Genomic DNA, 14,404 nt, shown 5'->3' with positions numbered 1-14,404 from the left:
AGCGTTGCAGTTGATTGATAAGAGAAAAGCCGTTGATCCCCACGCGATCTGTCCCGCAACCGGTCGCGGCACGCTCGCCCGCCGGATCTTCGGCCCCCGACAACCGCAGACCGCCCGTCCACGCCGCAGGGCGGGCGCAGGCCCGGCGTGTCGCCGATCCCTAACAAATCCCTAACATCGCCACCCCAAGCCCTTGATTTCAAAGGGACCGCAAAGCGTCCCACCGTGGGACGCCGCAGCCATTCCGACGTCCGCCCCGAATCCGGCACTCCCCTGCCCCCGGCCAGGCCGCTCCACAACGGCCCTTGGATGGTTGCGTCGCGGGCGATATGGGGCATCATGCGGCATGGGGACGACAGGCCGCGCGGGCGCCCCGGCCCGACCGGCGACCCAACCGAAAGCAGCGATGCCGATGGCCGACACGGAAGACACGCCCGCGACCCGCCGCCAGCGACAGGCCGTAAGGACCGTGCTGATCGCCCTGGCGGTCGCGTTCTGCGGCGCGATGCTGGGCGTGGTGTTCGGCGTGGCCCTGGGCGAGGTCGCGGGCCCCGAGGCCTGGATCATCGGCCTCTGTGCCGTGGTGACCGGCGGGCTGCTCGTGCTGCTGTCCGTCAGGCCGGACATGGCGACCGGCGCCATCACCGGCACGCTCGCTGTCTATTTCGTGTTCCACCTGAACGTCGGTGCGATCCTGGCCTTCCGGACGTCGCAGGACATCGTGCTGATCGTGCCCTACATCATCTGGTTCTTTCCGCTGGTGATCTTCCACCAGTTCACGAACCTGGGCTTCCACAAGCGCGCCATCGGCCTGCTCGTCAGCCTCGGCCCGGTCCCGGTCGCAGCCTTTGTGCTCGGCTACCGGCCGGACGCGCTGGCGATCGCGGACATCGACGCGATCGTGACCTTCCTCGTCTGCTTCGCCGCCTTCATCCTGTTCGTCGGCATCTACGCGCGGCACCGCGATGCCGAGGTCCTGCGCGCGGCGATGACCGAGGAGGCGCAGCGCAGCGCCGAGGTGCTGCGGGTCAGCGAGGAACGGTTCCGGCTGCTCGGCCGCGCCACCAACGACCTGATCTGGGATGCCGACCTGAAGTCGGGAAGGATCTGGTGGAACGACCGCCTGCACGACATCTACGGCTATGATGCCGAGGCGCTTGGCACCAACATGGTGGCGTGGGAAAGCTGGGTGCATCCCGACGACCGCGCGCGCGTCACCGAAAGCCTGCAGTCCGCCATGGACAGCGGCAGCAGCAACTGGACCAGCGACTACCGCTTTGTCTGCGTCGACGGCCGGACGGTGGATGTGGTGGATCGCGGCCTGATCGTGCGGGATGACAGCGGCACGCCCATCCGGATGATCGGCAGCACGGCGGATGTCACGGAACTGCGGGCGCTGGAAAGGAAGCTGCGCCAGTCGCAGAAGATGGAGGCCATCGGGCAGCTGACCGGCGGCGTCGCCCATGATTTCAACAACCTCCTGACGATCATCATCGGCAATTCCGAGATCCTGGCCGAGATGAATGCCGACGACCCCAAGGCCCGGCGACTGTCCGAGGCGACGATGCAGGCGGCAGAGCGCGGGGCGATGCTGACCAGCCGCCTGCTGTCGTTCGCAAGGCGGCAGGCGCTTGAGCCAAGGCTTCTTGATCCGGGAACGCTGTTGCGCGGGATCGAGGGGCTTGTCCGCCACACGATCAACGAATCCATCGCCATCGACCTGCGTGTGGCCCACGGCATCTGGCCGATCGAGGTCGATCCGAACCAGCTGGAAAACGCCATCCTGAACCTCGTGATCAACGCCCGCGACGCCATGCCGAAAGGCGGGCGGCTGTCGATCGACGTCTCGAACGTGACGCTGGAAGACGGGGCTCCATGGCAAGACGAGGCCGTCGTGGCAGGCCGGTACGTGCTGATCGACGTCGCCGACAACGGATGCGGGATGCCCCCCGAGGTCATGGAACGGGCGTTCGAACCATTCTTCACGACCAAGGAGGCGGGCAAGGGTTCGGGGCTTGGCCTGTCGATGGTCTGGGGGTTTGTCCAGCAGTCGAACGGCTACGCCCGGATTTCGTCCGAGCTTCGCAAGGGCACGTCGGTCAAGCTGTACTTCCCCGCCATGGGCGGCCTGCGCGCCGACGAGGCGAAGCCCGGTGCCAGGACCGGACTGGTGGGGGGAACCGAGCGCATCCTTGTCGTCGAGGACGATGCACTGGTCCGCCGCCATGTCGTCACCCAATTGCGCGACCTCGGCTATGACATCACCGAAACCGCGTCGGCATCCGAAGCGCTGGCGGTCCTGGAAAGCGGCGCGGAATTCGACCTGCTGTTCACCGACGTGGTGATCCCGGGCGGCCTGAACGGCCGCCAGCTCGCCGATACCGCGCTGTGGTGGCAACCCACGCTCAAGCTTCTGTTCACCTCGGGCTACACGCAGGATGCCATCGTCCATCACGGCCGGCTTGATCCCGGCACCAACCTGCTGGGCAAACCCTACCGGCGCGCCGAACTTGCCGCGATGGTGCGGCGCGCACTGGACGAATGAACGGCACGCGCCGCGCCGCCCGGACCTTACCCACATCCTGACCGGCCGCGCGCCCTGTCGGGACGGATGCCATACGCCTGCCATACGCCGGCGGGACGCGGACCAGACATCGGTTTCCCCTTGACTTTGCGCCGCTCCGGCCACATCTCACCGCTGTCCGACAGCCCGTGCCGCGTGAGCATATGAAGGCCCGGACAAAGGTTCCCACCATCACGCAGGGGCGCCGCGCAGCGCACACGGCTTCCGGGGTTCCCCGGGGGCGAGGGTCGCTGGCCCTTTGACGTACGGAACGGACATGACCACTTTCGCCGATCTTGGACTTTCGCCCAAGCTTTTGAAGTCGCTTGAAAAAACGACTCTCCAGACACCCACGCCGATCCAGGCGCAGGCCATCCCCCACATCATGCAGGGCCGCGACGTGATGGGCCTTGCCCAGACCGGCACCGGCAAGACGGCGGCCTTCGGCCTGCCGCTGCTGCATCGCCTGCTGGACATCGGCCACCCGCCGGGCCCGCGCAACGTCCGCGCCCTGATCCTGGCCCCCACGCGCGAACTGACCCTGCAGATCAAGGACAATCTTGAAACCTTCACAAAAGGTACTGCAATCAAGGTGTTGATGGTCGTTGGCGGGGCCTCCCTGGTCAAGCAGTCGGCGGCTCTGGCCCGTGGCGCGGATGTTCTGGTGGCCACCCCCGGGCGGCTGATCGACCTGCTGGAACGCGGCGACGTCTCGCTGCAGAACTGCGGCTATCTGGTGCTGGACGAGGCCGATCACATGCTGGACATGGGTTTCATCCACGCCCTGCGCCGCATTGCCAAGCACATCCCGCAGAAGCGCCAGACACTGCTCTTCAGCGCCACGATGCCCAAGGATATCGAAGAGATCGCAAGCACTTACCTGCGCGATCCGGTGCGCGTGCAGGTGGCGCCGCCGGGCAAGCCGATCGAGCGGATCGTGCAGGGCGTGCATTTCATCCCGCAGGGGGACAAGGCGAAACTGCTGGAATCCTATCTGCTGAAGCACCCGGGCGAACAGGCCCTGGTGTTCGGCCGCACCAAGCACGGGTCCGACAAGCTGTGCAAGCTGCTGCTCGCCTGGGGCTTCAAGGTCGGCGCCATCCACGGCAACAAGAGCCAGAACAACCGCGACCGCACCCTGACCGAGTTCCGCAACGGCGAGCTTGACGTTCTGGTCGCCACCGATGTGGCGGCACGGGGCATCGACATTCCGACGGTGCGGCACGTCTACAACTACGACATGCCGAACGTGCCCGAGAACTATGTCCACCGCATCGGTCGCACGGCGCGGGCCGGGGCGGACGGCACGGCGGTCGCATTCTGCGCGCCTGCCGAGATGGGCGAGCTTCAGGCCATTGAGAAGCTGATGAAAAAGACGCTTCCGGTGGTGGGAGGGGCGGCATGGGCCGCCGATATCGTCGCCGCCGCGCCGAAGCCCGGGCAGGGCCGCGGAAGGCCGCAGGGACAGCGCCCCGGCCAGGGGCGGCCGCAGGGACAGGGGAAGCCCGGACGGGGTGGCGCGCCCAAGGCACGTGCGGCACAGGGCGGCACCGCCGCCCCGCGCGGCCCGCGCCCGGCAGGCAAGCCCGGCCGCGGCTGATCGCCCGGCGTTAACCCGGCGGTGACCGATCGCGCGCAAGCTGCGCGCACCGCCAAGGCGGACTGTCTGGACGAGTGCGCGGCACCCGCCGCACGTATCCTCCGCCATGCCGCGGCCCCCGCGCCGGGCATGGCGGAACCGCTCGGCCGCTTGTGCCGCCGCGCGCCGGTTGCTACCAGCGGCCATGGCCAAGCTGCACTTCAACTATTCGACCATGAACGCGGGCAAGTCGACCGCGCTGTTGCAGGCCTCCTACAACTATCACGAGGGCGGGATGCAGACCTATCTGCTGACGGCCCGTCTGGACGGGCGAGCCGGAACGGGCCGCATCGCCAGCCGCATCGGCATCGGCCAGGCGGCCGACACCTTCACCCCCGAGGATGACCTGCACGCCCGCATTGCCACCCGTCTGGCGCAGGGCAAGGTCGCCTGCGTCTTTGTCGACGAGGCGCAATTTCTGACCAAGGCGCAGGTCTGGCAGCTTGCCCGCGTGGTCGACGACCTTGGCGTGCCGGTCATGGCCTACGGGCTGCGGGTGGATTTCAGGGGAGAGCTGTTCCCCGGTTCCGCCGCACTTCTGGCCTGGGCGGACGAGATGCGCGAGGTCCGCACGATCTGCCACTGCGGCAAGAAGGCCACGATGGTGATCCGGCGCGGTCCCGACGGCCGGGCGCTGCGGGAAGGCGAGCAGGTGCAGATCGGCGGCAACGAGACGTATCAGAGCCTGTGCCGCCGTCACTGGCGCGCCGCCGTGGATGACCGGTGAAATCCCGCAGGGACCGCGGCCTCACGACATCGCGACCGCCGCAGTCCGCGCCCGCGCCGCGATCATCAGCCCGGCGGCCGTGATCAGCACCATGCCGACCCCGGCCAGCGGCGTCAGCATCTCGGCCCAGATCAGCCAGCCCCAGAAGGCCGACAGCGGCAGGATGACGTATTCGATCACCGACACGCGGCTGGCCTCGGCCAGTTGATAGGCGCGCACCATCAGCCCGACACCGACCAGCGAGCCTGCCGCCTGCACGAAGGTCCAGGCCAGCACGGCACCCGAGGGGCTGACCCATCCGCGCAGCACGAAACCTGCGGCGCCGTCGGCCGCAGGCAGGGGCACGACCGCCAGCACCCCCATGCCGACCAGGCCCAGGATACCCAGGGCAGCGAAGAACCCGGTGGTCAGCACAAGCGCGCTTTCGCCCGCGCACCATTCGCGCGTGGCGATGTTGCCCATGGCATACATCGCCCCCGCCACAACCGGCAGCGCGGCGGCCAGCGTGGCACCGCGCAGCGCCTCGGGGCCGAGGACCAGCACGACACCCAGGAACCCGACGGCAACCGCCGCAACCCGCACCGGCCCGATGGGATGCCCATAGACCAGACGCGAGATCAGCAGCACGAAGATCGGCGCCGTGAACAGCCCGGCGGCCACCTGCGCCACCGGCAGGAAGGCAAGCGCCCCGAAATACAGCAGCATCGCGCAACCGTGGATCGCCGACCGCCCCGCCACGGCCGTCAGTCGCCGGGGCCGCATGTCCAGCCGCAGCGCCACGGCCGCCACGGCGACCAGCACCGCGGCCATCGCCGAGCGCATCGCATGGAACTGCCACAACCCGATCTCGGCGGCGATCACCCGCACCCAGTTGTCGGTGAAGCCGATGATCGTCGCATAGACCAGGATCAGGCCGGCGGCGGCAAGCGTGCGGTCGGGGGGTGCGGCGAGCGGGGTCATGACCCTTTCCAACTGACCCGGGCGGGGCCAATATGCTGGCCGGAAAGCGACATGCGTGCCCCGGGCGCGGCACGCGCATGGGGGAGGTGTCGATGGGATGGCTGGCAGACGAGGACGGGCTGGGGCGGAATGCGGCGAACTTCCGCGCGCTGACGCCACTGGCGCATCTGCAGCGGGCCGCCGATGTCTTTGCCGACCGCATCGCCCTGGTCTATGGCAATCTTCACCGGACCTATGCCGAATACCATGCGCGGGCGACCCGGCTGGCATCGGCCCTGGCCCGGGCAGGGGTCGAGCCGGGCGACGTGGTGGCAACAATCCTGCCCAACATTCCCGCACAGGCCGAGGCGCATTGGGGCATTCCGGCCTGCGGCGCCATCCTGAACACTATCAACACGCGCCTTGATGCCGATACGGTGGGCTACATCCTGGAACACGGGCAGGCGAAGGTGCTGATCTGCGACACTGCGTTCCTGTCGCTTGCCGAGGCGGCCACGGCACGGATGGACGCCCCCGCCCCCCGCATCATCGAGGTGCCGGATCCGGTGGCGGGGATCGGGGCTTCGGGCCGCCACACGGTCTATGAGTCCTTTCTTGCCGGGGGCGACCCCCACATGCCCTGGTCGATGCCCGAGGATGAATGGGAAAGCCTTGCGCTGAACTACACGTCGGGCACCACGGGGCGGCCGAAGGGCGTTGTCTATCACCACCGGGGCGCGTTCCTGAACACCATGGGCACGGTGGTGTCCTGGGGCATGACGATGCACCCGGTCTATCTGACCATCGTGCCGCTGTTCCATTGCAACGGCTGGTGCCACACGTGGATGGTGCCGGTTCTGGGCGGCACCATCGTCTGCTGCCGCGACATCACGGCGCGGGCGATCTATGACGCGATCGCGGATCACGGGGTGACGCATTTCGGCGGGGCGCCGATCGTGCTGAACACGCTGATCAATGCCCCCGACAGCGATCGCCGCGCGTTTTCCCATGTGGTCGAGGTGTTCACAGCGGGCGCCCCGCCGCCTGCCGCGACATTGGCCGCCATCGAGCCGCTGGGATTCCACGTCAAGCAGGTCTACGGCCTGACGGAAACCTATGGCCACATCACCGAATGCCTGTGGCAGGACCGCTGGAACGACCTGCCGCAGGCCGAGAGGGCCGCGATCAAGGCGCGGACCGGCGTGGTGCAGCCGATGGCGGGCGAGGCCGTGGTGATGGATCCCGCCACGATGTCGCCGGTGCCGCGCGACGGTGCGACGCTGGGCGAGATCATGCTGCGCGGCAATACGGTGATGAAGGGCTATTACCGCAACCCGGCCGCCAGTGCCGAGGCGTTCAGCGGCGGCTGGTTCCACTCGGGCGACATCGCCTTTCAGCACGAAGACGGATACATCAAGATCACCGACCGGGCGAAGGACATCATCATCTCGGGCGGCGAGAATGTCAGTTCGGTCGAGGTCGAGGGCGTGCTGATGCATCACCCGTCGGTCCTGCTGTGTGCCGTGGTGGCGAAACCGGACGAGAAATGGGGTGAGGTGCCGTGCGCCTTCGTCGAGTTGAAACCGGGGGCCGCGACGACCGAAGGCGAACTGATCGCCTTTTCGCGCGAACGTCTGGCGGGGTTCAAGACGCCCAAGCGCGTGGTCTTTGGCGATCTGCCCAAGACGTCGACCGGAAAGATCCAGAAGTTCGAACTGCGGACCCGCGCCAAGGCACTCTAGCCGCTGCGACCCTATCGACAGCCCCGGGCCGCCCGGTATGATGCAGGCGCATGGCAGGACCCCTGGCAGGAACAATGCGGCAATGACCGCCCTGGCGAAATACCAGCGACTTGAGGCGCGGGGGCTTTGGCGCGACCTGCCCGAGGCGCAGCGCCGCGAGGTCGTCGTCAACCTTGGCCAGGCCTCGCTGGTGCTGTCGGACCCGCGCAGCGACACCGCGATCACGCATTGGTCGCTTCCCGCCGTGCGCCGCCTGAACCCGGGCGAGATGCCCGCCCTGTTCGCCCCCGGCGAGGATGCGGGCGAAACGCTGGAACTGCAGGACCGCGACATGGTGGACGCACTGGAGACGGTGCATGCCGCGCTGCTGGCGGCGCGACCGCGTCCGGGGCGGCTGCGCGGCGCGATACTGGGCGCGCTTGTCCTGGGTGTCATGGCCGTCGGGGTGACCGTATTGCCGGGCGCGATCCTGAACCATACCGCCTCGGTCCTTCCGCAGGTCACGCGGGCCGAGATCGGGGCGATGGCCCTTGCCGACCTGTCGCGGCTGACGGGTGCGCCCTGCGCGGCGGGGCGCGGCAGCGTCGTGCTGGCCGGTCTGGCGGACCGCCTGTTTCCCGGCCCGGCGCGGGTGACGCTGGTGGTGGTGCGCGAAGGCGTGCATGGCGCGGTAGCCTTGCCCGGCCGGCGCGTCATCCTGTCCGAGGCGCTGCTGGCCGAGGCAGACGGGCCGGACCTGCTGGCAGGCGCCGCCCTTTCGGCCCGCAGCGGCGCGGAAGTGGCGGATCCGGTGCTGCCGATCCTGCGCCACGCCGGATTGATGGCAACCTTCCGGCTGCTGACCACCGGGTCCATCGCCCCCGATGAGATCGCGGGCTATGCCGAGCGGCTGTTGCAGGAACCGCCTGCGAACCTGCCGCCGGACACCCTGCTGGACCGGTTCAGGGCCGCCGGGGTTCCATCGTCACCCTGGGCCTACTTCCGCGACCCGACGGGCGAGGCCGTGCTGCCGCTGATCGAGGCCGACCCCTTTCCCGCCGGGGCGCCGCGTCCGCTGTTGCCGGACGAGGACTGGATCGCGCTGCAGGATATCTGCGAGACCTGACGGCACAAAGAAAACCCCCGGCCGGGGCCGGGGGTCCTGAGTCTGTTTCTGCCCGACTTCTTGCCATGCGCCCGGGTGTCAGAAGGCCCGCGCGCCGGGGTGAACTATCGTATGAAGGCGTCCGCAAAGCCCGCGCCCCGGGCCACCGAAAGCGCCCTGCGCGCCTCGGCCTCGGTGGCGAAGGGGCCTGCGTGCACGACCTGCACCGCCTTGCCCTTTATGCTGCCGCGACCGGTTGCGACCGGAAGACCCATGCCGGCCAGCCGGCCCCGCGCGCCATCCGCGTTGGACGGAACGCCGAAGCTGCCGACCTGCACATAGAACCGCCCGGGAACGGCGCGGGCCACAGGTGCCGCACTGGTTGACAGGGTGACGGCCTGCGCCGCCTTGCGCGGTGCGTTGCTGGCCGACGTGGTCACCCGCGTCCGGGTGGCCGTGGCGACCTGGCGCGCGGGCACCTCGCGGCTCCACACGCCGTCCTGTGCTGCCTGGCCCGCCGCCGTGCCCAGGCCGCGGCGGGGGTTCAGCCTGTCGTCCTGCCAGGCAAGGCGATATCCCCGCGGAACGGTGACGGGGTCGATCGGTGCCGCGGTGCGCCCCGACGGGGCGACATAGCCCGCCACTGCCGCATCCATGCCGCCGCCGCCCGTGGTGCAGAGCAGCGTGCTGCCCCCGCCCTGCAACGGGAAGCGCTGCGCGACCGGCTGGCTGGCCGGGCAGGACACGCGACCGTCCGGATAGTAGCGCGGCCCGACCGGCGACGCCGGGGCGACGGGGGCAACGGTCACCGGGGTGCTGGCCACGCGGGCCACGGGCGCGGGTTCGGCACGCGGCGCCACGGCCACGGGCTGCGGCGCAGGTGCTGCGATGCGCCCCGTCGCGGCACCGAGACGCCGAGCGAAATCGGGAATGCCATCGGCGGTGGCCACGCACAGAAGGGCACTGCGACCGTCGGTGGTCAGCAACCGCTCGCCATAGGGCGCGTGCGCGGGGCAACCCGGGGTGATCGACGCTGCCCGCGCCGTCCGCACGACCGGTGCGGGTTCAGGCGCCGCCACCGGCGCCGCGGCGACCGCGCGCGGCGCGGGGGAAGGGTTCACGACGGGCGGCGCGGCATACCGTTCGGCCGGGATCGCCGTACGGCGCGACGTGTCGCGGATTGCCGGTGCGGTTGTCGTCGTGGCAACGGTGGCGAGAGGATCACCCGCACGGCGCGGTGCCACGGCCGCCGGGGGTTCGGCACGCGGCGCCTCGGCCACCGCGACGGGTGCGGGCGCCGGGGTGAAGCTGGGCGGCATCCCGCAGAGTTGACGGCGGTTCGCACTGACCCGCGGAACCCAGGTGGTGGTGCCCGCAACCCCGCCACGCAGGAACACGCAGCCCCGGCTGTCGACATACTGCTGGCCGGTGAACCCCGGAGGCGGCAGCTCGCGCGGCCCGCTCAGACCCTGCGCCTGACCGACGGATGCGAGACTCAGCAAGGAAAGGCCGGAAACGGCCAGAACACGAAACAGCATGCGGCACCCCCCATGGGTTTGGGAAAGAATGCGGCAGCTTTGTTTCCGAGTAAAGCAGGAATTCCCCTATTTTGTACCAAACATGCGGTCGCCCGCATCCCCTAGCCCAGGTACAATATATCCATGGTCATTCAGATGGCTGTCCACAGCCGCTGTGACGATGGGTACGTCAGGATGCGCGGCCTTCATGCGCTCGATGCCTTCCGGGGCCGCCAGCAGGCACAGGAAGCGGATGTTGCGCGCGCGCGCATTCTTCAGCAGATCGACCGCCGCAGCACTGGAATTGCCGGTGGCCAGCATCGGATCGACGACGATGCAGACCCGGTCTTCCAATGCGTCGGGCAACTTGCAGTAGTACTGGACCGGCTGCAGCGTCTCGGGGTCGCGGTAGAGCCCGACGAACCCGACCCGCGCCGCCGGGATCAGTTCCAGAATCCCGTCCAGCAACCCGTTGCCCGCGCGCAATATCGAGATCAGTGCCAGCTTCTTGCCCTCGATGGCCGGGGCATCCATCGCGCAGAGGGGCGTCTCGATCGCCCGCGTGGTCATCGGCAGTTCGCGCGTGACCTCGTAGGCCAGCAGAAGGCTGATCTCGCGCAGCAGCCTGCGGAAGGATGCGGTCGAGGTTTCCCTGTCGCGCATGATGGACAGCTTGTGCTGCACGAGCGGATGGGTGACGACGGTCAGATGGTCAGGCATCGGTGCTCTCCAGCCGCTTGAGGATGCGCTCCCGGGTATCGGCATCGCAGAAAGCCGCGTCAAGCGCGGTGCGGTTCAGCCGCGCGAACTGTCCCGCGTCCCAGTCCAGAGCCTCAGCCAGCCGGTCCCATTCGCGCGTCATCGTCGTGTGGAAGAACGGCGGGTCGTCGGTCGAGACCGTCACCTTCACCCCCCGGCGGTCAAGTTCGCCGATCGGATGCCGCCGCCAGTCCGGATAGAGGCCAAGCGCGATGTTCGAGCCCGGGCAAACCTCCAGCACGATGCCGTCCTCGGCCAGCCGGTCGACAAGCGCGGGATCCTCGATGGCACGCACCCCGTGCCCGATGCGCGTGGGCCGGAAGGCGGCGAGCGCGTCGCGGATGCTTTCCGGGCCGCCCCATTCGCCGGCATGGGCGGTCAGGCCCAGCCGGGACTCGCGGGCGCAGTCAAAGGCCCAGGTGAAATCGGCGGGCTTGCCTGACCGTTCATCCCCGGCGATGCCGAACCCTACGACGAAATCGCCCGCCGTCTCGGCCGCGCACCGCGCCGTCTCGCGCGCCTTGTCCGGGCCGAAGTGGCGGATGCAGGTGATCACGGCACGCAGCACGATCCCGCAATCCCGCTCGGCGTCGGCGGCGGCCTCGCGGATCGCGGCAAGATATTCCCGCCAGGCGATCAGATCCCGTCCGCCGCAGAAGTCGGGCGACAGGAAGGTCTCGGAATACACCACGCCGCTGGCCGCGCTTTCCTCAAGCACCGCGCGGGTCAGCCGGGCATAGTCCTCGGGCCGGGTCAGAACCGAGGTCGCAGCCTCGTAGACCCGCAGGAAATTCCAGAAGTCGGTGAACCGGTAGTTGCCCTGCCCGTCGAAGATGCCGGACAGGTCGATGTGCTTTTCCTTGGCCAGCCCGCGCACGAAGGCGGGCGGCGCGGCACCTTCCAGATGCAGGTGCAGTTCGATCTTCGGGGGCGTCACAGGCGGCTCCTTCCCGGTCCGGCGGGCGGCAGGCCCAGATGCATGGCCACGGTTTCCGCAACATCGGCAAAGGCGATGTGGCCCAGCGGCCCCGCCCCCGCCCCGGCGATCAGCACGGGAACCCGCTCGCGGGTATGGTCGGTGCCGGGCCAGGTGGGATCGTTGCCGTGATCGGCGGTGAATATCGCCATGTCCCCGGGTCGCAACCGCGCCAGAAAGTCACCGGCGACACCATCGAACCATTCGAGCGCACGGGCATAGCCGGCCACGTCACGGCGATGACCATAAAGGCTGTCGAACTCAACGAAGTTGACGAATGTCAGCGATCCAGGCTCCGCCTTGTCCGCAAGCGTGTGGATATGTTCGGAAAGATCAGCATCGTTTTGTCCCTTCCATTCCTGACCGATGCCCTTGTGGGCAAAGATGTCGCCGATCTTGCCGACCGCATGGGTCATCCGCCCGGCCGCCTGCGCCCGATCCAGGATCGTCGGCGCGGGCGGTTCCATTGCATAGTCGCGCCGGTTGCCGGTGCGGCGAAACGCGCCGGGCGCGCCGGTGAACGGACGCGCGATCACCCGTCCCACGCGCATCGCGTGCAGCCGTGGTGCAACCGCCGCGCACAGCGCCTGCAACCGCGCAAGCCCGAATGCGTCCTCATGCGCGGCGATCTGGAACACGCTGTCGGCCGAGGTGTAGCAGATGGGCCAGCCGGTCCGCAGATGCTCGGCCCCGAGCGCCTCGACGATCGGCACGCCCGAGGCATGGCAGTTGCCCAGGGTGCCCTCGGTGCCCGCCGCGCGGGACACGGCCTGCATCAGGTCGGCCGGAAAGGCGGGCACCTCGCGCGGGAAATAGGTCCAGTCCCAGGGCACCGGCACCCCGGCAAGTTCCCAGTGCCCCGACGGCGTGTCCTTGCCGCGCGACACCTCGGTCGCGGCTCCCCAGCGGCCCGAAGGCTCCGCGCTCATGCCCGGCATGTCGGCACCGGACGCCAGCCGCACCGCCGCCGACAGGCCAAGGCCGTCAAGCACCGGCATCCGCAGCGGCCCGCTGCGCCCCGTGTCGGCACGGCCCGCAGCACAGGCCGCCGCGATGTTGCCCAGGGTATTGGCCCCGGCATCCCCAAAATCGGCCGCATCGGGCGCACCGCCCGCACCGACGGAATCCATGACGATCACGAAGGCCCGCGTCATGCGATGCGCCCCAGAACCAATGGCGGCTCGCTCGGGGCGGCATCGTCGATGCGATAGGCCGCACGCACCGCAGCGACAGCAGCCTCGGCCTCGGCCTCGGTCGCGGCATGGACAAGCGCAAGCGGCACCCCCGCGGTGACATCCTCGCCGATCGAGGCGAGGTCGGACAGGCCGACCGAGGGATTCACCCGGTCGCCGTCGCGCAGCCGCCCGCCGCCCAGCCGCACCACCGCCAGGCCAAGTGCCTCGGTGTCGATCGCGCCGACAAAGCCCGCTTTCGGGCTTTGCACCTCGCGCGTCACGGGCGCGGCAGGCAGGCGGTCAGGCCAGCGTTCGGTGAAATCCGCGGGCCCGCCCTGCGCCGCGACCATGCGGCCGAAAACCTCGACCGCCGCACCGGATTCGAGCGCCTGGCGGATGCGTCCGGCGCCGTCCTCCGGGTCGGCGGCAAGCCCGCCAAGCGCAAGCGCCTCGCCGCCGAGGGCCGCGGTGATATCCCAGAGGGCCGCGTTGACCGAGGTGCCGGTCAGCGTCTCCATCACCTCGATCACCTCCAGCGAATTGCCCGCAGCCGTGGCCAGCGGCTGCGACATGTCCGTGACAAGCGCGGTCGTCATGCAGCCCGCCCCCTGCGCCGCGGACACGAGCGCGCGGGCCAGCAGGTCGGCATCGGCGCGGGTCTTCATGAAGGCCCCCGAGCCGCATTTCACGTCGAGCACGAGCGCCTCGAGCCCCGCGGCAAGTTTCTTGGACAGGATCGAGGCCGTGATGAGGTCGATCGACTCGACCGTGCCGGTCACGTCGCGGATCGCATAGAGCCGCCGGTCGGCCGGTGCGATGGCCTCCGAGGCGGACACGATCGCGCAGCGCACGTCGGCCATCTGCCGGCGCAGCGCGCTTTCGGACAGCTGGGTGCGGAAACCGGGGATCGCCTCGAGCTTGTCGAGCGTGCCGCCGGTATGGCCCAGGCCACGCCCCGAGATCATCGGAACATAGGCACCGCAGGCCGCGAGTGCCGGGGCAAGGATCAGCGACACGCAATCGCCGATGCCGCCCGTCGAATGCTTGTCGACCACCGGTCCCGGCAGGTCCCAGGACAGCACCTGCCCGCTGTCCCGCATGGCACGGGTCAGCGCGACACGGCCCGCCTCTCCAAGCCCGCGCAGGCAGACCGCCATCGCGAAGGCCCCCGCCTGGGCATCCGTGACCGCGCCCGACGCCAGCCCATCGGCGAACCAACGCAGGTCGTCTGCATCCGGCACCTCGCCGCGACGGAGCTTCGCGTTGATCGATCTGGCGTCCAT

11 protein-coding genes are annotated in these 14,404 nt (G+C 69.2%); 5 read left to right on the top strand and 6 right to left on the bottom strand.

What is annotated here, in order from left to right:
* Window positions 1-412 precede the first annotated feature (412 nt).
* The 3 genes from KF887_06760 (at window position 413) to KF887_06750 (ending at window position 4,929) form a co-directional block, all read left to right on the top strand.
* Window positions 413-2,545, top strand: coding sequence for a PAS domain-containing protein (locus KF887_06760; protein ID QYK42800.1), 2,133 nt, complete (start codon window positions 413-415; stop codon window positions 2,543-2,545).
* Between the two features lie 295 nt (window positions 2,546-2,840).
* Window positions 2,841-4,163 carry a DEAD/DEAH box helicase gene (locus KF887_06755; protein QYK42799.1) on the top strand — a complete coding sequence of 441 codons (1,323 nt, stop codon included), beginning with the start codon at window positions 2,841-2,843 and terminating at the stop codon, window positions 4,161-4,163.
* A gap of 184 nt (window positions 4,164-4,347) precedes the next feature.
* Window positions 4,348-4,929 carry a thymidine kinase gene (locus KF887_06750; protein ID QYK42798.1) on the top strand — a complete coding sequence of 194 codons (582 nt, stop codon included), beginning with the start codon at window positions 4,348-4,350 and terminating at the stop codon, window positions 4,927-4,929.
* A gap of 21 nt (window positions 4,930-4,950) precedes the next feature.
* Here KF887_06750 and KF887_06745 read toward each other — a convergent pair whose 3' ends face one another.
* Entirely contained in the window at window positions 4,951-5,889 is a 939-nt protein-coding gene (locus KF887_06745) for a DMT family transporter (GenBank protein QYK42797.1), read from the bottom strand.
* Between the two features lie 92 nt (window positions 5,890-5,981).
* Here KF887_06745 and KF887_06740 point away from each other — a divergent pair, with 92 nt between their 5' ends.
* Together KF887_06740 and KF887_06735 are read left to right on the top strand one after the other, a co-directional pair.
* Complete coding sequence (locus KF887_06740; GenBank protein QYK42796.1) at window positions 5,982-7,610, top strand: AMP-binding protein; 1,629 nt, start codon at window positions 5,982-5,984, stop codon at window positions 7,608-7,610.
* 82 nt (window positions 7,611-7,692) lie between these two features.
* A complete protein-coding gene (locus KF887_06735) occupies window positions 7,693-8,715 on the top strand; it encodes a hypothetical protein (GenBank protein ID QYK42795.1) in 1,023 nt (340 codons plus the stop codon).
* A 104-nt stretch (window positions 8,716-8,819) separates the two neighbouring features.
* Here the strand turns inward: KF887_06735 and KF887_06730 are convergent, their stop codons facing one another.
* The 5 genes from KF887_06730 to KF887_06710 form a co-directional block, all read right to left on the bottom strand.
* Window positions 8,820-10,232 carry an SPOR domain-containing protein gene (locus KF887_06730; protein ID QYK42794.1) on the bottom strand — a complete coding sequence of 471 codons (1,413 nt, stop codon included), beginning with the start codon at window positions 10,230-10,232 and terminating at the stop codon, window positions 8,820-8,822.
* Between the two features lie 66 nt (window positions 10,233-10,298).
* Entirely contained in the window at window positions 10,299-10,931 is a 633-nt protein-coding gene (gene upp, locus KF887_06725; protein ID QYK42793.1) for a uracil phosphoribosyltransferase, read from the bottom strand.
* Entirely contained in the window at window positions 10,924-11,907 is a 984-nt protein-coding gene (locus KF887_06720; protein ID QYK42792.1) for an adenosine deaminase, read from the bottom strand. The genes upp and KF887_06720 overlap by 8 nt, the downstream gene beginning before the upstream one ends.
* Window positions 11,904-13,100 (bottom strand): phosphopentomutase, encoded by a 1,197-nt coding sequence (locus tag KF887_06715; GenBank protein QYK42791.1) that lies wholly within the window; start codon window positions 13,098-13,100, stop codon window positions 11,904-11,906. The genes KF887_06720 and KF887_06715 overlap by 4 nt, the downstream gene beginning before the upstream one ends.
* Window positions 13,097-14,404 carry a thymidine phosphorylase gene (locus KF887_06710; GenBank protein ID QYK42790.1) on the bottom strand — a complete coding sequence of 436 codons (1,308 nt, stop codon included), beginning with the start codon at window positions 14,402-14,404 and terminating at the stop codon, window positions 13,097-13,099. The genes KF887_06715 and KF887_06710 overlap by 4 nt, the downstream gene beginning before the upstream one ends.

The organism is Paracoccaceae bacterium, from assembly GCA_019454225.1.
In the GTDB taxonomy this organism is placed as follows: domain Bacteria; phylum Pseudomonadota; class Alphaproteobacteria; order Rhodobacterales; family Rhodobacteraceae.
Note: the sequence above shows the minus strand (reverse complement) of the source record. Positions and strands in the feature narration are given on the sequence as shown.

Coding starts and splice junctions, on each gene's coding strand:
- KF887_06760 (QYK42800.1), top strand. CDS start 413: ATGGCCGACACGGAAGACACGCCCGCGACCCGCCGCCAGCGACAGGCC.
- KF887_06755 (QYK42799.1), top strand. CDS start 2,841: ATGACCACTTTCGCCGATCTTGGACTTTCGCCCAAGCTTTTGAAGTCG.
- KF887_06750 (QYK42798.1), top strand. CDS start 4,348: ATGGCCAAGCTGCACTTCAACTATTCGACCATGAACGCGGGCAAGTCG.
- KF887_06745 (QYK42797.1), bottom strand. CDS start 5,889: ATGACCCCGCTCGCCGCACCCCCCGACCGCACGCTTGCCGCCGCCGGC.
- KF887_06740 (QYK42796.1), top strand. CDS start 5,982: ATGGGATGGCTGGCAGACGAGGACGGGCTGGGGCGGAATGCGGCGAAC.
- KF887_06735 (QYK42795.1), top strand. CDS start 7,693: ATGACCGCCCTGGCGAAATACCAGCGACTTGAGGCGCGGGGGCTTTGG.
- KF887_06730 (QYK42794.1), bottom strand. CDS start 10,232: ATGCTGTTTCGTGTTCTGGCCGTTTCCGGCCTTTCCTTGCTGAGTCTC.
- upp (QYK42793.1), bottom strand. CDS start 10,931: ATGCCTGACCATCTGACCGTCGTCACCCATCCGCTCGTGCAGCACAAG.
- KF887_06715 (QYK42791.1), bottom strand. CDS start 13,100: ATGACGCGGGCCTTCGTGATCGTCATGGATTCCGTCGGTGCGGGCGGT.
- KF887_06710 (QYK42790.1), bottom strand. CDS start 14,404: ATGGACGCCAGATCGATCAACGCGAAGCTCCGTCGCGGCGAGGTGCCG.